Annotated in this window: 10 protein-coding genes and 9 pseudogenes; 13 read left to right on the plus strand and 6 right to left on the minus strand. The window is 32.4% G+C overall.

All coding sequences use genetic code 11. The annotated features are described in order from the left end of the window. Positions 1 to 236 precede the first annotated feature (236 nt). The 5 genes and pseudogenes from OPS21_RS07005 to OPS21_RS07025 form a co-directional block, all read left to right on the plus strand. The gene (locus tag OPS21_RS07005; protein ID WP_265027608.1) at positions 237 to 1,187 is read left to right on the plus strand and encodes a group II intron maturase-specific domain-containing protein; all 951 of its coding nucleotides are present in this window, start codon (positions 237 to 239) and stop codon (positions 1,185 to 1,187) included. A 119-nt stretch (positions 1,188 to 1,306) separates the two neighbouring features. Beyond that, positions 1,307 to 1,540 (plus strand): annotated as a pseudogene (locus OPS21_RS07010) (DNA mismatch repair endonuclease MutL); the annotation flags it as partial. 68 nt (positions 1,541 to 1,608) lie between these two features. Further along, on the plus strand, positions 1,609 to 2,547 hold the full coding sequence (wmk, locus tag OPS21_RS07015) for a WO male-killing family protein Wmk (protein WP_265027633.1): 939 nt from the start codon (positions 1,609 to 1,611) through the stop codon (positions 2,545 to 2,547). 170 nt (positions 2,548 to 2,717) lie between these two features. Then, positions 2,718 to 3,383, plus strand: a complete 666-nt coding sequence (locus OPS21_RS07020) for a JAB domain-containing protein (protein ID WP_262986252.1) — start codon at positions 2,718 to 2,720, stop codon at positions 3,381 to 3,383. A gap of 170 nt (positions 3,384 to 3,553) precedes the next feature. Then, positions 3,554 to 4,063 (plus strand): annotated as a pseudogene (locus OPS21_RS07025) (hypothetical protein); the annotation flags it as partial. Between the two features lie 39 nt (positions 4,064 to 4,102). On the opposite strand, the gene OPS21_RS07030 reads toward OPS21_RS07025, so the two are convergent. Next, on the minus strand, positions 4,103 to 5,068 hold the full coding sequence (locus tag OPS21_RS07030) for an IS110 family RNA-guided transposase (RefSeq protein ID WP_264336652.1): 966 nt from the start codon (positions 5,066 to 5,068) through the stop codon (positions 4,103 to 4,105). Between the two features lie 217 nt (positions 5,069 to 5,285). Between OPS21_RS07030 and OPS21_RS07035 the strand changes: the two are divergent. The 3 genes and pseudogenes from OPS21_RS07035 to wmk (OPS21_RS07045) all read left to right on the plus strand — a co-directional run. Then, a pseudogene (locus tag OPS21_RS07035) lies at positions 5,286 to 6,014 on the plus strand (hypothetical protein); the annotation flags it as partial. A 100-nt stretch (positions 6,015 to 6,114) separates the two neighbouring features. Next, positions 6,115 to 7,017, plus strand: coding sequence for a WO male-killing family protein Wmk (gene wmk / locus OPS21_RS07040; protein ID WP_264336653.1), 903 nt, complete (start codon positions 6,115 to 6,117; stop codon positions 7,015 to 7,017). Positions 7,018 to 7,063: 46 nt separating this feature from the next. After that, positions 7,064 to 7,756, plus strand: a pseudogene (gene wmk, locus OPS21_RS07045) (WO male-killing family protein Wmk); the annotation flags it as partial. Between the two features lie 109 nt (positions 7,757 to 7,865). On the opposite strand, the pseudogene OPS21_RS07050 reads toward wmk (OPS21_RS07045), so the two are convergent. Next, positions 7,866 to 8,965, minus strand: a pseudogene (locus OPS21_RS07050) (IS3 family transposase). 70 nt (positions 8,966 to 9,035) lie between these two features. Here OPS21_RS07050 and OPS21_RS07055 point away from each other — a divergent pair. Together OPS21_RS07055 and OPS21_RS07060 are read left to right on the plus strand one after the other, a co-directional pair. Further along, positions 9,036 to 9,401: pseudogene (locus tag OPS21_RS07055) on the plus strand (recombinase family protein); the annotation flags it as partial. 134 nt (positions 9,402 to 9,535) lie between these two features. Then, positions 9,536 to 9,661, plus strand: coding sequence for a hypothetical protein (locus tag OPS21_RS07060; protein ID WP_264336654.1), 126 nt, complete (start codon positions 9,536 to 9,538; stop codon positions 9,659 to 9,661). Between the two features lie 169 nt (positions 9,662 to 9,830). On the opposite strand, the gene OPS21_RS07065 is transcribed toward OPS21_RS07060, so the two are convergent. Further along, positions 9,831 to 11,903 carry an ankyrin repeat domain-containing protein gene (locus tag OPS21_RS07065; protein WP_264336655.1) on the minus strand — a complete coding sequence of 691 codons (2,073 nt, stop codon included), beginning with the start codon at positions 11,901 to 11,903 and terminating at the stop codon, positions 9,831 to 9,833. A gap of 428 nt (positions 11,904 to 12,331) precedes the next feature. Between OPS21_RS07065 and OPS21_RS07070 the strand changes: the two genes are divergently transcribed. Together OPS21_RS07070 and OPS21_RS07075 are read left to right on the plus strand one after the other, a co-directional pair. Continuing rightward, the gene (locus tag OPS21_RS07070) at positions 12,332 to 13,291 is read left to right on the plus strand and encodes a hypothetical protein (protein WP_265027634.1); all 960 of its coding nucleotides are present in this window, start codon (positions 12,332 to 12,334) and stop codon (positions 13,289 to 13,291) included. A 65-nt stretch (positions 13,292 to 13,356) separates the two neighbouring features. Continuing rightward, positions 13,357 to 14,456: pseudogene (locus OPS21_RS07075) on the plus strand (IS3 family transposase). Between the two features lie 128 nt (positions 14,457 to 14,584). On the opposite strand, the pseudogene OPS21_RS07080 reads toward OPS21_RS07075, so the two are convergent. Together OPS21_RS07080 and OPS21_RS07085 are read right to left on the minus strand one after the other, a co-directional pair. Next, positions 14,585 to 15,684: pseudogene (locus OPS21_RS07080) on the minus strand (IS3 family transposase). A 4-nt stretch (positions 15,685 to 15,688) separates the two neighbouring features. Then, entirely contained in the window at positions 15,689 to 15,877 is a 189-nt protein-coding gene (locus OPS21_RS07085) for a hypothetical protein (protein WP_264336657.1), read from the minus strand. Between the two features lie 673 nt (positions 15,878 to 16,550). Here OPS21_RS07085 and OPS21_RS07090 point away from each other — a divergent pair. After that, positions 16,551 to 17,396: pseudogene (locus OPS21_RS07090) on the plus strand (IS982 family transposase). 591 nt (positions 17,397 to 17,987) lie between these two features. Here OPS21_RS07090 and rpoD read toward each other — a convergent pair. Beyond that, positions 17,988 to 19,871, minus strand: coding sequence for an RNA polymerase sigma factor RpoD (rpoD, locus tag OPS21_RS07095; protein WP_264336791.1), 1,884 nt, complete (start codon positions 19,869 to 19,871; stop codon positions 17,988 to 17,990). Positions 19,872 to 19,912 lie beyond the last annotated feature (41 nt).

Consider the following 19,912-nt stretch of genomic DNA (forward strand, 5'->3'; position numbering starts at 1 on the left):
GGTGAGAAAGTTTTGCTTACTAGCTAAGTTGGTAGCAGAAAACGGAATACGTAGAATGATGTAATTGCGATAAGTAACAAATACATTGTGGACTTTTGAGCTGACAGAAGATATTGGAAATGTTCTGCCAAATAGTGGATGTGTTGAATCTGTAACTGTAATTTCCTTAGTTACTTGATTATTGAAGAGGGTATTAAGGTGATTGATCGTTTGACAACATTAACCATGAATGGCTTATGAAGCATATTCCTATGGAGAAGAAAATTCTGCATAGTTGGTTAAAGGCTGGTTTCCTAGAGTCAAAAACCTTGTATCCCACAACTGCTGGCACTCCGCAAGGAGGTATAATTTCTCCAATACTAGCTAACTTTACCTTAGATGGTCTTGAACAGTTATTAGAAAGTCGCTTTGGTAAATTAGGTAGCAAAAGAAGAGAAAAAATCAGAAGTGGAGTGAATGTAATCAGGTATGCAGATGACTTTATTATTTCAGGTTTCACACATGAAGTACTGGAAAATGAAGTTAAGCCTTTAGTATCATCTTTTCTTCATGAGCGAGGTTTAATTCTGTCAGAAGAGAAGACAAAGATTACATCTATCACAACAGGGTTTGACTTTCTTGGTTGTAATGTACGTAGATATAATAAGAAGTTAATTATTAAACCTTCGAAAGAAAGTATTAAAAGACTTCTGAATAAAGCACGTACATTGATAAAAGCAAATATAGCGAACACTCAGGCTATAGTAATTAAGTCACTCAATTCTCTACTGAGAGGATGGGGAAATTACTATCACCATGTGTGTGCTAAAAAAGCGTTTAGAAAGATCGACAATGAAATTTGGCATAGTTTATGGAAATGGGCAAAGAAAAGACATCCTCGTAAAGGATTACGTTGGATAAAGAATCGTTACTTCAAAGTAATGGGTCAACGACAATGGGTCTTTGCTGCACCCATATGCAAGAACAAACCAAAAGAGATACGGTATTTAAGACTGCTTAAGCTGATTGATGTACCTATCAGACGACATGTTAAAATCAGAGCGGATGCAAATCCCCTTGACTTAAAATGGAAAAAGTATTTTGATGAGAGAGTGAAACGAACAAGAATGTTAGCAAGCTCCTTTTCAAGAGAAGGTTCTCTACTGTTAGTGTCACCACTAAAGTTGATGTATTCTGAGGATTTATGAAAGACAAGCCGGTTCGAGAAAAGAAGAACTTAGATAAGGGGCTCAAGCGTAGTGTGGGGAAACCTGCATGCTGCGTTTCTAAGGGAGGGAGTAGTAGTAATACTGCTTCCTTACCTGACCTAGTTGATATAGTAGATAAGTTAACGGAAATGGAAGATACGTTGTCAATAGAGGATAAGGTGAATAAAATATCAGCCACAATCGCTTGCCATGGAGCAGGAAGAAAAATGAAATTGGAAGAGATGAATGAGATACTAAGACAAATTGAGAAAACTCCATATTCTGGTCGTGAAAGACCAACGTATATAGAAATGAAACTAAGTGATATAGAAAAATTGTTTGAAAGGAGATGAGTTCAGTTTGTCAAAAAGGTTCCCAATTAAGTATACGTAACAGCTCTTCTGGTTATGGAGTATAAAATGTGAAAAAAGAGAATAAATGCTCTAATTTTTTAGATTACAAAGTAATAGGACAGGAAGTAAGAAATCATAGATTAGCAAAGGGATATACTCAAAAAGATTTAGCAAAAAAAATCGGAACAACATATCAGGTAATACTGCAATATGAAAAAGGAACACGCAGAATTTCAATTAAGAAGTTATATGAATTAGCAGAAGCATTATCAACAACTGCTAGAGACCTAGCTTGCGGACAAGAAGTATCAAATGAGGAAAGGTATGAGGAAGAAGAGATATTAAATCTAGTAAGAAGACATAAAGAGATTAAGGATCAAGAATTACGTGAAACGTTTTACTTATTAACCAAATTCATCCGTATTAGTGAGGAAGAAAGTGGAAAGGCAGTAAAAGTAGAGGTGGCAAAGGGTTTAGTTAAGGAAGGAGTTTCTGCTCATGTTATCTATCAAACGACCAGTTTATCTATTGATGAATATGATAATGATGAGAAAAAAATTTCTATTCCGTATAAAGTAGGTCAAAGAATAAAAGAATGGAGATTGATACGAGGATACACTCAAGAAGATTTAGCAAGCAAAGTGGGCGTAATAAATCAAAGAATATATGAATATGAACAAGGACGAGCTGCTGTTTCACTTGAAATGTTAGATGAAATAGCAAAGGTACTATTAATTAATATTACAGATCTGCTTCCAGAAACAACAGAAAATGAGAATAGTGAAGCAGAGCTATCAAGGTTAATAGAAGAATATAAAAAGATTAAAAGCCAAGAGCTACGTAATGTACTAATAAAATCTCTGTTTGAAAGCATACAAGTTTGCAAAGAGAAAGTGAAGAGAGTAGAAAAGATGAAAATTGCAAAGAATTTAGTTAAGGAAGGAATTTCTATCAATATTATTTTAAAAAAAGTGGGCATCTCTTTAGACGAAATTCAACAAATTTAAAATAAAAAAATCAGTATCTATTAACATTTTTACTTTTTAATGAAAAAATAAATAAAAAAGATTTAAAAATTGATTTGACTTCACTCAAAAGCTATGGCTTTATGCCAATGCTGACAAAAAACAGCAGTAAATATATAAAAACATTTTGTTATTAGTGAAGGGTAATTTTTATGAATAATAAGAAAGATCGTAGAGAAGAAATAGAATTCAGAGCATTAGAAAGCAACGGTAAAGCACTACTTGATCGTGAAGTAATAGAAACGTTTCTAAGTGCAGTGCATGACAGAGAAGAAGCTCGAATTATTGCTAGAAAGCTAATAGATAGTTTTGGAATAGGAGGAGTTTTAGGCCAGGAAATAGATGACTTGAAAACTATAGAAGGGATAACTGACTCTACAGTAGCAGTAATTTTATGCCTAAAGGAAGCTGCAAAGAGAGTACCAAGAGAAGAGTTAAAGAAAGGACCTGTAATGGATAACTTGGAAACCATAGTAAAATATTTGAGGGTGAGTATTGGTTATTCAGAGGAGGAAAAGATGAAAATAATATATTTTGATCAAAAGTGCCGTTTAAAGGGGGAAGAAGTGTTCACTGGTACAGTGGATAAGGTACCTTTTTACATAAGAGAAGTAACAAGAAAGGCATTAATAAGAAAAGCGACGTCAATAATAATATCGCATAACCACCCAGAAGGAAGGTTAAAGCCATCTGATGAGGATGAAGCTGTAACTAAAGACTTGGCTAAAGCTTGTCAGACTATAGGGATTAGGTTACTGGATCACATTATCATCACAAGTGTTGGGTATTTTAGCTTTAAAGAGCAAGGACTGTTATAAAGCAGATGTTTGAAGATTTTCATGAGTTGTTTAACTACTTGAATGAAGAAAGTATTTGCAATCACATTAATCATTATTTATAATTAATGAGAAAGTATATATTAAATTAATAATAAAGTAATAAAGTCGGTTGTAGACTTAGTAAAGTATATTTAATAGCGGAGGCTAATATGAGTAATAAAATAATTGTACCTTTTGATGATCAAGAAGGAGGTACTTACGAGTTAAACATTGATCTTGATAGATTATCAAAAGGTGAGGTGTTAAATGCTATTGTAGGAATAGGTCGTACTAAGGAGCAATCCACCTTTGTAAGCAAAATTAATAAGGCTAAAAAGCCTGAAGAAATAGCACCTTTCCCTGGTAGAGAAGTTCGCGAAAACAAAATCAACTATGGGAAAGGATTTGACTATGTTTATGGCACAAAACCTGTAAGTGATCAAGAAGATAAAAATCCATTTGCTTCAGCTTTGAAAAAAATAAAGCCGAGTGCAGAAACTTTGAGCTGGTTAAAAAGTGAAGTGGTAGAGGCAAAGAATGTCAATGAATTGCACAAAGTTATAGACAAAGTACTAGCCTCAGGAGCAAGAATAAATGCATGTGATGACGAGGAATGGAGTTTTGCAGCAGTTGTGTTAAAAGTCTATAGAAAAATTGATGTAGCTGTGAATAAGTACTTAAAATTTGTGTGGGCGTACTTATTCACAGCTATGCTATTGCTATATAGAAGCAGTTTTAGGGCTATACTCCTCAGTAAACAGTCTACCGTCTCTTACTAAAGAGTTAGCAAGGATAAGTAATTTTCTCATTGCAGCAGTAGAGGTAACTTTATATGGTTTTTTATATTGATTGTATAGCCTATCAAAGAAGATTTTTATATAAGAATTGTACCTTTGCGCACTAAGAATGCACATATGTAAAACCTTTCTAATTTGTGATCTACCACCCTGAATACACCTTTTTCCCTTACTAAAACCACTATCTCGATTAAAAGGTGCAACTCCGGAAAGGCTGGATATTTCTTTATGTTGGAGAGTTCCAAGCTCGGGTAGATAACAAATAAAAGTAATAGCTGTTATTGCACCTACACCAGGTATACTAGTTATTGACATGTACTTTTTTTTAAGCTCTTGATTTTTATCGACTAATTCCATTACCTCATCTTCTAAGACTTGAATTTGATTTTGTAAAACTGCAAGTAGCTCTTCCATTTGTTTGATTATAGATAAATCGGTTACTTGATGAGCTTGGGTTTTTTGTATTTTTGCTATTTCTACTAGTTGATTCCTGCGAGATAATTTTTGCTTCAAACAGTCAATACTACTAACTTTTAAAGGAGTGACACGCATGTCTGTATTACTAACATAACGTGAGATGATGCTACAGTCTATTTTATCAGTTTTAGTAGCAATACCAAGGCTTTTTGCATAATCTCTCACCCATCTTGGTTGAATGACATATACTTCAAAACCATGGCTTAATAAAGTATAAGCACATAATTTTTCGTACCCACCAGTTGCTTCAAGTCCAACTTTGGTTACGTTATGTAAACGCAAAAAGTCGATTATTTGATCAATAGCTTGAACGTTATTTTCAAATACTTTATGATGTCCAAGTGGATGAATATGGATATCTAGTTTATTTTTGCTAATATCAATGCCAGTAATAATATTTGATAAATTCATAATCCCTCCATAAATAATGTGTATACTGCATTTTCCACCCTTATATACGAGCCTAAAAGCTCAACCAGTTGTTCGGAACTTTCAGTATAATAAACCAGAGAGGAGAACCTTGCTGCAAAACGGTCCTTATGACCAAGAGTATGTACGGTTCCTCCTCTCTGCGTGTCTTTATACCGCCATTTCGTGACATTTATAAAGACTTGTTTTTAACATATAAGAGTATGTAGTATTAGGTACACATTTTCATAAATTTGATAAGGTTGATCGTAAAAAGCTAATACGTAAATTAATGCTAAGCGGTGCAGAGTTTCATGATACTTTATTGGAGAATAAATTGATAGGTGAAATCTATAATGAGCTACAACCAGAAGTTCAGCCACAGATAGATGAGAGACTAGAAGAACTAGAGAAAGCTGGCGAAAATGCTATGCAAGAAGGAGAATTAATAGATGTTGAGATAGATAATACAACATCGTATATAGAATTTTCTGGGGATAGCAAGGTAGAGGTAGCCAAAATACTGAGAGAGTTAGGAAGTAATATTTTAAAAATTGGCAATGATGCAGTTGAGGTTAAAAGTGAGAAGGGAGGTATAAGAAACTATATCGATATGTCAGATGAAAGCTCTATTATATTAGAGTTTCCTACAAGCATTGGTAAGCTAAATATTATATTGTACCACGATGTAAAAAAATATGATCAAGTACAAGTCAGAGTAGAAAACAAGGAAATGTGGGCTGAGTTACAAAAAAGAGGCGAAGAAATAGGAAAAAACTGCCTTTTTGGAGGAGTGAAACTTCAAGAAGCAGTAGAGAAAGGTAATTTCACTAGATGTGGCATATGGAGTGAAAAGTATGCTATAAAAGAGGTTAGCAATAATGAAGTATTGTCTCCGTGGGTAAATAGAATACGTGAAGGTAGTAAAGAAACCTTTAGAGAACTTTAATGCGTCTACAGCCAACTTTAAGGTTCCAGAGGTTTTTTCTTACCGTTATATCTGGAGCCTTTGAGCTATAGTAGAAAATATTATATGTATGGTTCTTTGTATGGAAAAAAGTCTAGACTGTGAAGTAGGGCAAAAAGTGAAAAGTTGGAGGTTAGAGAGAGGGTATACTCAAAAGGATTTAGCAGAGAAAATTGGTGTAAAATACTGGGTAATACTGCAATATGAGAAAGGGAACCGTAAAATTCCAATTAAGAAGTTATATGCCATAGCAGAAGCACTATCAGTGAATGTGAAAGGTCTAGTTTGTAGAGAAACACTACCAGATGAAAAAAGATATTTTGAAGATGAAGAAATATTAAATTTAGTAAAGGGTTATAAAGATAAAGAATTAAGCGAGGTATTTTATTTATTAACCAAATTTATTCGTTTGAGTGAGGAAAGAAGCAGAAAAGCGGTAAAAATAGAAGTAGCAAGGGGTTTGATGAAAGTAGGAGTTTCTGCTCATGTTATCTCTCGAACAACTAACTTATCTATTGGTGAGTATGAGGAGAACAAAATTTCGGTTCCATACAAAGTAGGGCAAAGGATAAAAGAGTGGAGATTGATACGAGGATATACACAAAAAGATTTAGCGAATAAAGTTGGCATAACAAATCAAGGAATATACGAGTATGAACAAGGGAGAGCTGCTGTCTCACTTGAAATGTTAGATGAAATAGCAAAGGTATTATCAATCAGCATCATAGATCTGCTTCCCGAATCAGATGAAGAAGCGGAAGAAAAGCTATCAAATTTGATAGAAGAATACAAAAAGATTGAGAGCCGGGAATTACGCGATATGCTAATCAAGTCTTTATTTGAAGGTATACATGTTTGTAGAGAAAAGGTCAGAGAGGAAAAGAAGATTGAAGTTGCAAGGAATTTAGTGAAAGAAGGAATTTCTGTTGATATTATCTTGCAAACAACAGGCTTATCAAATTATATGATTGAGAAATTTTTGTGATTTCATAAAAACTTAGCCAATAGTGGATTTTTTTGTGATAGAATATATGTTTGCTTCTGTAGGAAAAACAGCTTTTAGAGGATTTATCTATGATAATTCAGAGCATATTGGCTCAGTAAGCTACGAGCTGGGGAAAAAAATAGAAGGTTGTAGGATAGTACAAGGGTATACTCAGGCAAAATTAGCAAGAAAAATTGGTTTAACACATAAGGAAATACATAACTTTGAACTAGGGTGCAAGGCTATTACAATCAAAGAATCGTATATAATAGCAGGAGCATTGTCAGTCAATGTTATAGATCTACTTCCAGGACCAACAGTACTAAGAGAAAACAGTTGGTATGAAGATGAGGATAAAGAAATAGTCTATCTAACAAAAATACATAGAGAAATTAAGGATCAGGAATTACGCAAGAAGCTGTATCCATTAGTAAGGTTTGTATATATTAGCGAGAAAATTAGCCAAGAAGAAGCGAAAATAGAAGTAGCAAAGAATCTAGTTAAAGAAGGAGTTTCAGTTGATATTATTTCCCAAGTGACTCGCTTATCTACTTACGAATATGATGATATAGAGAAAGAAATTTGTACTGATTCTATACTCTACAAAGTGGGGAAAAGGATAAAAGAGCAGAGATTAATACGGGAATACACTCAGGAGGACTTGGCAAATAAAATCGGTTCAACACCTAAAGAAATACACGACTATGAACGAGGATATACAGACATTCCAATTGAAATATAATGCACCCATTTGTCTAGACCATTTTTTTCAAAGTGATCCGATTTTTAAAATGAATATGTTGATAAATACGTCGACACACATTTAAAGTATTTATCAATATATTCATTTACTGTTTATGATAATAAAGATCAGCAGGAACTTTATAATGTAGAGTCTGATGTCGCCTTTTATAGTTATACCAACCAACAAAATCGTTTATTATAAGATTCAAATCTCTGATACTATTTGGTCTATAATAATATATAGCTTCTTGCTTTAAAGTTCTCCATAAACGCTCAACAAATATATTGTCGAAGCAACGTCCTTTATGATCCATACTAATTTTAATATTAGCACGCTCTAATTCCATAATAAAGTTGTAGCTAGTAAACTGCACTCCTTGATCACTATTAAAAATCTCAGGTTTACCTTGTTTTAGAGCTTCTTTGAGAGTATAAAGGCAAAATCCAGCATCGAGATATGGTGATAATGAATGAGCAATAATATAGCGACTATACAAGTCCATTATTGCCACAAAATAGACAAACTTACCTTCTACCATAATATATAGTAGCCCATACCTGATTAACTCTACAAATAATCAAATCTTTGAGTAAATAAGGATATATTTTATGCTTTTTTTCTTTAATACTTGTATTACATCTTTTTCTACAATACAGCCCACTAATCTTCATTTTTTTCATAATTCTTAAGATTTTTTTGTGATTGACTACTACTCCACTCGCTATGATTTCAGCAGTAATTTTACGATATCCATAACGGCAATCAGAAGCCAAATATACTTCTTGAATCAAATTTCACTTTCGTTATTAATTATATGCCTATAATATAGGCTAGATCTGCAAATCCCCAGTAAATCAGCCTGTTTCCTAATTGATAGATCAGAATCTTTTTCTATAAACCTTACTCTATCTTTTTTGCTTATTTCAGTAATTTTTTTTTCAAATAACTATTTTCCACTGTCAATTCTCCTATTACTTTATGTAAACTTTCTATTTCTTGCGCTAAGATTCTTTGTTTTCTCGCACTTTCACTTTCTTCAACAAATAGGTCTTTTAACCTTGCCAATACTCTATCACGCCAATCATATAGATTTGTTGATGGTATTTTATATTCACTACATATCTCAGATGTGCTTTTTTGATTTTTTATTGCTTCCAAAGCTATCTTTGCTTTTAACTCTGGTTCATATTTTTTTGTTGCCATACTTTTACCCCTTTACCTTCCTACTCGGATCAACCATTTTTTTTTGGTCTAGTTTATGGGGTGCATTATAGGAATAGAGGTGAGTTCTGAATCAGAGGAAAAATTTATACCAATGAAGAAGAAAGGAAACAAATGTACAGTAGTAGAGCCAGAAGGTAAAACAAACAATGCGTTACTCAAAGCAGTGGTAAGAGCTCACCTATGGAAACGGCAACTAGAAGAGGGAAAATATGAAAGTGTGAAGGAACTAAGTGCCAAAATTAATATAGGTACAAGACGTATACAGCAAATTTTGAGGTTGAACTATTTAGCACCAAAGATTAAAGAAGACATAGTAAATGGGAGACAGCCAAGAGATTTGAAATTAGTTGATTTGAGAGAAATACCGATGCTGTGGAGTGAGCAAAGGGAGAAATTTTACGGCTCAGCGTCGTAACGTTTATAAAAACAACAATATGAAAAAACATCGAAAAAAGTATGTGCCAGAAAATTAAAAAAGGTTATTGCAAAAGGAGCTACTACAAAGGGCCACACAAAAAGATGTTGAAATTGATATAGAAGAGCAAATAAATGTTACAAAATCAATTATGCAAAAATATCAATATAAATGATGAAGATTTTAGTACATTAGATACAACAATGGTAGAAAATGATCCAATTTTAGCTGCATATTTTAATAGTAGACCTGGAGTGTAAAAGGCAGCCCAGCCAATTGTATGTTCCATATCCTCATTTTGTAGCCAGCTTAAAAACAATATAAAAGAGTATTCTTAAAAGATCATAGATATTGGTACAATTTCCTTAATCTATAAATTATAGTAGTTTATATTTAAGTAATAATCTTTAACCTTTATGGCAAATTAATCTACCTATAAACTTCTCTCTTAGGATCAGAAGACCTTCTTAACTCTTCACGTTCTGTCCATTTGTTGTTAGACTCGCTTATTACTTCAGGACGCATTAATCCACCAGATCTTTCAAAATATCCCTGTTCAATAGCATCGTAGACCCAGTAGTTACCAAGCTCGCAATCATTGCCTAACTCTTCTTCGCAACCTTTGAATTTTTCCAATACTTCCTCTCTATTACTCACTTCTACTATAATTTTGCTTTTATCTTGTACGTCAGGATACAGTCTAACGTCTATATTTCCCAAACTAGTATAGAAAGTTAATACTATATTGCTGCCTTCTGTAAGATCTGTGTAATACCTTATTCCACCTTCGATTTGAATTTCTACTTCACTTTTACCAATCCTTATTATATCTCTTTCATATTTTATGCTTCCCTGAGTTAATCCTAAATTTCCTGCTCTATCTGTAATCTTTGCAACATCTATTATGCTGTCTCCAGAATATTCTAAGTAGAGAGTAGAGTTATCTATTCTTACATCATACAACTCACCATTGGTGGTACTTTTCGCCAATTCAATAAACTTATGAGCATTACTAATATAATTTTCATGAGCTTTTACCATATTAGCTTTATGATCATTAAATTCTGATTCCAGTGCATCAATTACACCAATACCAATTTTACTGTTAAACACTGCTCCTCTTGATACCAACTTACATATTATGTTGCTGGCAACTTTAGGATTTTTCTCTAGCGTACTGATTTTTTCTATTACATGATCTACAAAATTGTATGCTTTTTTACCTTGAGAAGACTGCTTAGAAAAACCAATCCTTACTCCGGAGCTTATAGCTTCATTTACGATTTCTTCTAGTCTATACATATTTTGAACTTCAGATATCTTATTTAAAAATTTATTCAGCTTTACCTGATTTGGTGTATTCCATAAAGTAGATTTTACACAATACTTTTCTCCCACATTATAAAAAGATCCACGACAACCTAAAAGAGAAACTCCTTCCTTGCAGGGATCAATTGCTCCTACCGATAAAAGTAAATCTACTACTTTTTTATTAATAGCCCTAGCATAATTAAGTATTTTTGACCTACCATCTCTGTTTCGAATACTGAGAATCATTTTCAGATCTTCACTACTCTTGTGTTTATCTAGAAACTCTTTTAAACTTTTAGTGGAGTGAACGAAGTTAGCGAAATAACCTGGACGATCTTCATCTTTACTCCAAATACAATCCTGATATGCATAAAAACATTCATCAAGTATAAAATATAATTCTTCACTCAAATTTTTTTGTTTGTCAGTGAAAAAGCATTCCTCAACATAGTAGTGATGATTATCAATCGCGATCTGCAGTGGGGTTGCTCCTTTTTTATCCTGTATATTAGAATTAGATTTTTTCTCTATAAGTAAATTAACATAGTCAGCATGACCAATACTAGCGGCATGATGTAAGGGTGTTTCTCCTCTGTGATCTTGTATATTAGGATTGGCCTTTCCTTTTAAAAGAGAAGCTGCACTAGCAAGAACATCGGTATAATGCAGGGGATTCCTTCCTTTATCACTCTGTATGTTAGGATTAGCCCCTGCCTCTAGGAGTAAATCTACAGTTTCATTATATCCTTGAGTTACCTTACCTACAGAAGATACTAGATGCAATACTGTTAATCCAGATTCTCCTCTTTTAAGGTTAAGAACAGTTTTGAGGTCTTGATTATTCTTATTGCTTTGTAGGAAATTTTTAAGTTTTTCAATATAGTAGTCACAATGTCTATCTTCTTTTTGATCATAATGAAATGGATCTAAACCTTTAACGATGTTTAGTAATTCTCTATTTAACTTCTTTTGACTGTCTGTTAAATTAGGTGTGCAGGCAATCCATGTACATACTATACCTTGAAATGAGAGTTTACTATCCATTAAGATAGAAGAAGCAAGAGGTGAAAAAAGACGGTTTTTTATCAATTGATATTCTTCATCTAATATTTTGCCAATGCTTGAATCTTCTTCTAACTTTTGCTGATACGCTTTTTTTATCTTACCCGATAGTAGATTCAGAATAAACATACCATACCTCCTAGCCTAGAATAATATTATATATAATATATAACATAAATCAAACTAATTAAACATAATCTTTTTATTATTCTGCAATGTTTTAGTTTCTTCGTCAGTATTATGAAACCCCAGTTATGGATTAGAAAAGAGATAAAAGTAGAAGTAATACCAAGTCTTATTGGTAATGGAATAAATGAAGAAGAGCTCCTTTTGCCTATAATTGGAGAGTTAAACAAATTTATAACGTGTTCCATTTGTCTTTTCAATAACGAGTGTTGGAATGAAATCCTATTTTTAACTTGCTGCGTGAACTTTCTTTATTTGCTTTCCTCTTGAGTAGTTGTGCAGTAAGGCCAAATTAAAAAAATGATATATTTTATTATAGGAATAGTTAATCTGAAGAATTGTTAGTAAAAGGTTTATTGGGGAACAATGATATGTTTAATCTTAGCAAAAATCAGAAACACTATATAGTATTAAAAATACAGGTTTTATTAATCTTATCATTTTTAATACTAAATAGTAGTTCCCTATATGCCAACAGAGCAGTTATATCATCATGTGATAAAATACCTTCAGATTATAGGGGCAAGATTTTTAAAATCAAGACTGATTATCCGAGTGAAGTTAGTAATGAAGAAAGACCATGGGAATACATATCATTTAAAGAAGAACCACAAAAATACGCTTATACAATTTTAGAATATATATATAATGGAAATATTGATTGTGATTTTAATCTATATTGTAATAAAGTTGCTAATTGGTATCATGCACCATGGATGCATTATGGGGTAGCTGGTAGAGAATTTGTTAATGGTTTAACAAGAGAAAGATCGTTTAAGCCCGGTGAATTACACAGCAGTCAAAAGTCTATGCTACAGAATTGGGCAGTTTCTATTGTTAATGAGCAAGGAGCGTATACGTATGGACAGGTATGGCAAGATATAAATAATCCTGACATCACTAAAGGTAAATTCTTAAATGGTACGGTAAGTGCAAAATTAGTATTTACAGAGGCAGCACAAAAAGATATTCCAACTCTTAAGAAGAGTATCACTTGGACTGGATATGTTAACCAATCTGAAAAAGGAACTCCAAAGGTATTTAAGCAATTGAGATTATTTCAAATTGATTTTTTAGTCAAAGATAAGAGATCAAAAGAAACAGGATGGGTTGCAGGTACATTTATTTATGATTGTGCTATAAGTAATAAGAATCCGTGGTTTAATATGAAATTAATCGGTGTTGCTTGGGGTAATGACCCTAATTATTTTGAGGCAAATTATGTAATAGGGAAGAGGTTATTAGAATGTTGGATAAATCCCGACATGGTGAAAAATTCTTTAGGGTATTTGGGTAGACTGAATGGTCCAATAGATAATAAGAAAGTATAATGCACCCCATAAACTAGACCAAAAAAAAATGGTTGATCCGAGTAGGAAGGTAAAGGGGTAAAAGTATGGCAACAAAAAAATATGAACCAGAGTTAAAAGCAAAGATAGCTTTGGAAGCAATAAAAAATCAAAAAAGCACATCTGAGATATGTAGTGAATATAAAATACCATCAACAAATCTATATGATTGGCGTGATAGAGTATTGGCAAGGTTAAAAGACCTATTTGTTGAAGAAAGTGAAAGTGCGAGAAAACAAAGAATCTTAGCGCAAGAAATAGAAAGTTTACATAAAGTAATAGGAGAATTGACAGTGGAAAATAGTTATTTGAAAAAAAAATTACTGAAATAAGCAAAAAAGATAGAGTAAGGTTTATAGAAAAAGATTCTGATCTATCAATTAGGAAACAGGCTGATTTACTGGGGATTTGCAGATCTAGCCTATATTATAGGCATATAATTAATAACGAAAGTGAAATTTGATTCAAGAAGTATATTTGGCTTCTGATTGCCGTTATGGATATCGTAAAATTACTGCTGAAATCATAGCGAGTGGAGTAGTAGTCAATCACAAAAAAATCTTAAGAATTATGAAAAAAATGAAGATTAGTGGGCTGTATTGTAGAAAAAGATGTAATACAAGTATTAAAGAAAAAAAGCATAAAATATATCCTTATTTACTCAAAGATTTGATTATTTGTAGAGTTAATCAGGTATGGGCTACTATATATTATGGTAGAAGGTAAGTTTGTCTATTTTGTGGCAATAATGGACTTGTATAGTCGCTATATTATTGCTCATTCATTATCACCATATCTCGATGCTGGATTTTGCCTTTATACTCTCAAAGAAGCTCTAAAACAAGGTAAACCTGAGATTTTTAATAGTGATCAAGGAGTGCAGTTTACTAGCTACAACTTTATTATGGAATTAGAGCGTGCTAATATTAAAATTAGTATGGATCATAAAGGACGTTGCTTCGACAATATATTTGTTGAGCGTTTATGGAGAACTTTAAAGCAAGAAGCTATATATTATTATAGACCAAATAGTATCAGAGATTTGAATCTTATAATAAACGATTTTGTTGGTTGGTATAACTATAAAAGGCGACATCAGACTCTACATTATAAAGTTCCTGCTGATCTTTATTATCATAAACAGTAAATGAATATATTGATAAATACTTTAAATGTGTGTCGACGTATTTATCAACATATTCATTTTAAAAATCGGATCACTTTGAAAAAAATGGTCTAGACAAATGGGTGCATTATATTTATCAATATATTCATTTACTGTTTATGATAATAAAGATCAGCAGGAACTTTATAATGTAGAGTCTGATGTCGCCTTTTATAGTTATACCAACCAACAAAATCGTTTATTATAAGATTCAAATCTCTGATACTATTTGGTCTATAATAATATATAGCTTCTTGCTTTAAAGTTCTCCATAAACGCTCAACAAATATATTGTCGAAGCAACGTCCTTTATGATCCATACTAATTTTAATATTAGCACGCTCTAATTCCATAATAAAGTTGTAGCTAGTAAACTGCACTCCTTGATCACTATTAAAAATCTCAGGTTTACCTTGTTTTAGAGCTTCTTTGAGAGTATAAAGGCAAAATCCAGCATCGAGATATGGTGATAATGAATGAGCAATAATATAGCGACTATACAAGTCCATTATTGCCACAAAATAGACAAACTTACCTTCTACCATAATATATAGTAGCCCATACCTGATTAACTCTACAAATAATCAAATCTTTGAGTAAATAAGGATATATTTTATGCTTTTTTTCTTTAATACTTGTATTACATCTTTTTCTACAATACAGCCCACTAATCTTCATTTTTTTCATAATTCTTAAGATTTTTTTGTGATTGACTACTACTCCACTCGCTATGATTTCAGCAGTAATTTTACGATATCCATAACGGCAATCAGAAGCCAAATATACTTCTTGAATCAAATTTCACTTTCGTTATTAATTATATGCCTATAATATAGGCTAGATCTGCAAATCCCCAGTAAATCAGCCTGTTTCCTAATTGATAGATCAGAATCTTTTTCTATAAACCTTACTCTATCTTTTTTGCTTATTTCAGTAATTTTTTTTTCAAATAACTATTTTCCACTGTCAATTCTCCTATTACTTTATGTAAACTTTCTATTTCTTGCGCTAAGATTCTTTGTTTTCTCGCACTTTCACTTTCTTCAACAAATAGGTCTTTTAACCTTGCCAATACTCTATCACGCCAATCATATAGATTTGTTGATGGTATTTTATATTCACTACATATCTCAGATGTGCTTTTTTGATTTTTTATTGCTTCCAAAGCTATCTTTGCTTTTAACTCTGGTTCATATTTTTTTGTTGCCATACTTTTACCCCTTTACCTTCCTACTCGGATCAACCATTTTTTTTTGGTCTAGTTTATGGGGTGCATTATACTTTCTAAAAATCAGGAGAAATACATTAACGAAGGGCAGCTTTCTTTTTCGTGAGAAGTCTTTTGAGGATGCTCTGTGTGCGTTTATAAAGTTTAAACTCATCAATTTATTTTTTATAAACATGATTATTCTTTTTTTTACTCATGTCATTACTTCTTTTAATTTGTGGATCTTACCTGATTTTATAATACAGTTCATCACTTTTCCTTAACTTAATGGCAGTGACTTTGTTCCCCCCTTTACCATTCAGCTATGCAGATAGTTACTACAAACCGCAAAGATGTTTAAAAGAAATCTAATCTTTATCAACTCATACATTTCATTACCAACTTCACAACAAGGTTCTGCAGTTGGATAAAAATAATCAAAAAAGAAATAATCCTTTAGTATTTCTTTGCTGCGTCCAGAATTATAGTAAGTATCAAGCCCTACTTTAAATATCAACAAAAGTATGTTTATACTTTTTCCAAATCACCCTCCCCCAAACTGGTCTGTGATGTTTGATAGGTATACATCTCGATCATTTAACCCTTTGCTCTTATATTTACCAAGCATACTTTTCATTTTATAGCTAACCAAACAACCTCAGTCACATTTGCAACAATCACATGCTTTACACCATATTCATTTAGAACCAAATGCATTACATATTTCACTAACCGCTTTATTTCAATACTTTTTCTGCTTTAAACCCTAGTTATGGATTAGAAAACAGATAAAAGTAGAATTAATAAAGAGGGAAATAGGGTAAACTCGAATATTTTAGCAATAATTAAGAGGTTACCCATGAAAAAAGATATTTTACTGTTTTATAGAAGATTTTTGTCGCATTGCTGATGAAAAATTTTCAGAAAAGCTCATATCAAGTAGCAAAAAACCAACAAGAATACCTGAAATTACTGTATCAGAAATACTTACTATAATCTTACTTTATCACCAATCGCCGTGCAAAAATTTCAAGTTTTTTTTACTTGAATTATCTTAAATTATTGTACAATTCTGAGTTTTCAAAACTCCCGTCATATCATAGGTTTGTTGCTTTAAAATCGAGAGTTTTATGGTATTTAGCTTTGCTTTTGCAGTGGTTCTGCAAGCAAGCGAAAATTACTGAAATTTCCTATATTGATACAACTGCAATCGCTGTTTGCCACACAAAAAGGATTTCAAAAATAAAGCTTTCAAAGAGTTAGCAAATATAGGAAAGACTATCTATGGATGGTTTTTAGGTTTTAAATTACATCTGGTAATTAATGAAATAGGCGAAGTTCAAGCTATTACACTAACTAAAGGCAACGTTGATGACAGAAAACCTGTACCAAATTTGACTAAAAATTTGACAGGACTTTTGTTCGGAGATAAGGGCTATATAAAGAAAGAGCTCTTTGAGAAACTCTTCGACAGAGGCCTAAAACTTATCACTAAAGTGAAAAAAGGCATGAAAAACGCATTGATTTTACTAAAAGAGAAGATTTTATTGAGAAAAAGGTCGATTATTGAGACGGTTTTTGGTTGTTTGAAAAACAAATTTGAGCTTACGCCACAGATCGCCAATAAATTTTATGGTACATATTTTTCAACATTAATTTCATATTCCATTCAGTCAAAAAAGCCTTCTATTTCTAAGCTTTATTGCTTTAGTTAATCAATAACTGGGGTTTTAACATTGGTATAAGCAGTGGCACCCATAATATTATTTCTGTCGATTATAATGAAAAATGAATCTCCTTTACCTACGTCTGGATGATGTTTAATTACTGCGTTTAGCTGATTAACTAAACGAAATTTATTGAGGAAATAAGAAAAAATAGGGTTAAGAATTTCAGATGCTGTTGCATATAAAATCTCATAGTTATGACCTTGTTGTTCATAGTATCGATCAAAAAATGAGCATCTCCATGATGGCTTAAATTCTTCTAAACCTAAATACTTTGCTACATATTCAACAACAGCAAGGCCATTGCTAAAAGATCCTCCTTAATAAAAAAGGGCATTAAGTTTTACGTTTCTTACAAAGGATAAGTTATTTAAAATTTCAATAATTGCACCATCATCAGATAAACTATCACCCAGAACACAAAAATTTTTACACTCTGAATTAGAGTTATTATTTTTATTTGCCATAACATTCAATATTTAATCATACTGCTCTATGAAACCTATAAAAAAAGAAAAATAGGGTAAAATTATAGAACTTTGGCTGAATTTTACCTATTTTTTGAGTAGCCCTTCTGCCTTAAAAGAAACCCCTAAGTTTTTTAGCACGGCTTGGATGTTTCAACTTACGTAGTGCTTTTGCCTCTATTTGCCTAATTCTCTCACGTGTAACATTAAAAATTTTTCCTACTTCTTCTAAGGTATGCTCCTTTCCATCTTTACCAAGGCCAAAGCGCATCCTTAGAATTCTTTCTTCTTTTGGTGTTAAAGTTGCAAGAACATTGGTCGTAATGCCACGCAAGTCGGCAAGTATTGCAGCATCCTCTGGTTTAGAAACTCGCTTATCTTCTATACAATCACCGAAGGTACTACTATCATCCTTTCCTGTTGGAGCTTCAAGACTTACCGGATCTCTTGCTATCTTCATAACTTTGCGTATTCTTTCTATCGGCATCTCCAATTCTATACCCAATTCCTCTAATGTAGGCTCTCTACCCATTCCATGAGTCATCTTTCTTAATGCTTTGTTGATTTTACTGATAATTTCCACCATATGTACTGGTATTCTAACTACTTTAGACTGTTCAGGTATTGCCCTAGTGATTGATTGTTTTACCCACCAAGTACCATAAGTCGAAAATTTATACCCACGTTTGTAATCAAACTTATCCACAGCTTTCATAAGACCAATATTACCTTCTTGTATCAAATCAAGCAGATCAAGGCCTCTTTTTGAATACTTTTTAGCAATTGAAACCACTAGCCTTAAATTAGCCTTTATCATCTCTTGCTTTGCTTCAGAGACTTCTCGTTCGTGTTTTTGTATTCTCTTGATTAGCTCCTTAAACTCTTGTACCTTATCTCCTTGTACATAACTCTTAATATTTCTTAAGGCACTAGCTATATATTCATAGTTGTCGTTTACAAACCTTAAGAATTTATTTTTTAATTCACCTGTAAAAAGGGATTGATTTTTATTCTTCTTTAGAAGATTGATTTCGCTCAATTCGTGCTCTAAAAACACAGCACAATAAATATTATAGAAACTTTCTCTATCAATATCGTACTTTCTAGCCTCAGTAATAAGATTAGCTTCTTCAAACGTGATTAGCCTATTTATTTCGTAAAGTTTTTGTGTAATTTTGGTAATAGCAGCATCACTAAACTGAATTTGTAATGCTACAGACCATATTTGATTATATAAATTTTCTAGCTCATTAGAGAAATCTTTAGAACTTTTTTTCAATACCAATGCTTCATTTGTTAAAGCAATGATCTCATCCAATGCCGTGATAACCTTTGGCAATAAATCACTTTCCATTTCAAGAACAGAAATATTTAAGTTAGCTGAACTTATGTCTTCACTCTCATTTCCCTTTTCATCATCATTAATACAATCTCCAGCATCTTCAGCTTCACTTTCTTCTTTGTCTACCATATTGAAATCAGAGTTATAAATTGCATCCAGATTTATAATTTCTCTCAGCAAAAAAGCTCCACCACTTAAATCATCACGCCATGTTTTGATCATGTTAAATGCCACTGATGTTTCAATTATTGCACGTAACATGTTATGCTTTTCAGATTCAATTTTTTTTGCTATCTTAATTTCATCTGCTCGTGACAAAAGCTTTACAGAGCTCATATCTTGTAAATAAATCCTTACCGGATCATCATTTTGCACTAAAATTGTAGTAGTATTCAACGATGTCTCATCATCATCAAGCTTATTACCATCATCATTAGAAGGAGCTTCTTCCTCATCTTCACTACTTTCCAGTATGTTAATTCCAGAGTCTTGCAATAAAGCTATAGTATCATCTATAAAATCAGGTGAAAAATTTTCATCTGACAACTTATCATTTATATCATCAAAAGTGATAACACCACCCTTTCTCATACTTTTAGCTACAAGATCTTTGATGATTTTTTTCCTATCTTCCGTATCATTAATAGCTGACATCATTACCTTTACAGTTTATAATTTTATTTCTTAATTATCAA

Source organism: Wolbachia endosymbiont (group B) of Chorthippus parallelus (assembly GCF_947251815.1).
GTDB lineage: Bacteria > Pseudomonadota > Alphaproteobacteria > Rickettsiales > Anaplasmataceae > Wolbachia.

What these genes read in the sequence shown, in the direction of transcription:
- OPS21_RS07065 (WP_264336655.1), bottom strand. Translation starts at nt 11,903, where the DNA reads ATGTTTATTCTGAATCTACTATCGGGTAAGATAAAAAAAGCGTATCAG.
- OPS21_RS07020 (WP_262986252.1), top strand. Translation starts at nt 2,718, where the DNA reads ATGAATAATAAGAAAGATCGTAGAGAAGAAATAGAATTCAGAGCATTA.
- OPS21_RS07085 (WP_264336657.1), bottom strand. Translation starts at nt 15,877, where the DNA reads ATGTTTATAAAAAATAAATTGATGAGTTTAAACTTTATAAACGCACAC.
- OPS21_RS07060 (WP_264336654.1), top strand. Translation starts at nt 9,536, where the DNA reads ATGTTACAAAATCAATTATGCAAAAATATCAATATAAATGATGAAGAT.
- OPS21_RS07030 (WP_264336652.1), bottom strand. Translation starts at nt 5,068, where the DNA reads ATGAATTTATCAAATATTATTACTGGCATTGATATTAGCAAAAATAAA.
- rpoD (WP_264336791.1), bottom strand. Translation starts at nt 19,871, where the DNA reads ATGTCAGCTATTAATGATACGGAAGATAGGAAAAAAATCATCAAAGAT.
- OPS21_RS07070 (WP_265027634.1), top strand. Translation starts at nt 12,332, where the DNA reads ATGTTTAATCTTAGCAAAAATCAGAAACACTATATAGTATTAAAAATA.
- wmk (WP_264336653.1), top strand. Translation starts at nt 6,115, where the DNA reads ATGGAAAAAAGTCTAGACTGTGAAGTAGGGCAAAAAGTGAAAAGTTGG.
- OPS21_RS07005 (WP_265027608.1), top strand. Translation starts at nt 237, where the DNA reads ATGAAGCATATTCCTATGGAGAAGAAAATTCTGCATAGTTGGTTAAAG.